At 42.4% G+C, this 557-nt stretch carries 1 protein-coding gene; it reads left to right on the top strand.

The window, feature by feature from the left end:
* Positions 1-119: 119 nt before the first annotated feature.
* A partial coding sequence (locus QMG93_RS35015; protein ID WP_281944522.1) for an IS110 family transposase occupies positions 120-557 on the top strand: 438 nt, incomplete at its 3' end.

Raw genomic sequence — 557 nt, 5'->3', positions numbered from 1 at the left:
TTTCAAAGTATTCCTGTAAGTCGCTAATTTAGGATTTTGTCAAAAAGGAGCGCTCTCCAGTATGATGAATTTATGGGGCCTAGACAACCCAAATTCATCTATACGGAGGCGCTCTTATTATGAAGTTTAAACAAAGTGACAAACAAAATCAACGTATTGAAAAAATTACAACCGACCATCTTGTTATCGGCATCGATATTGCCAAGTTTTCTCATGTTGCCCGTGCTGTCGATTTTCGTGGGATCGAACGTGGCCACTATCTTGCCTTCTCTAACGATCACATCGGCTTTAAAAACCTCTTCCAGTGGATACAAAATATAATGGATCAGCATCACAAAACGAAGGTGCTCATCGGTGTTGAACCCACGGGGCACTACTGGCTCAATCTCGCCTTCTGGCTTCAAGAAAGGCAACTCGAGCTTGTTCTCGTTAATCCTTTTCATGTCAAACGCAATAAGGAAAATAGAGATAACTCCCCCACGAAAAACGATGTTAAGGACGCCCTTGTCATTGCCGATATGGTGAAGAACGGTTATTACTCCGAGGTTCGTATGTTG

It is taken from the genome of Paenibacillus tyrphae, from assembly GCF_027925525.1.
Lineage (GTDB): Bacteria > Bacillota > Bacilli > Paenibacillales > NBRC-103111 > Paenibacillus_G > Paenibacillus_G tyrfis_B.
This window is presented reverse-complemented; position numbering and strand designations above follow the sequence as displayed.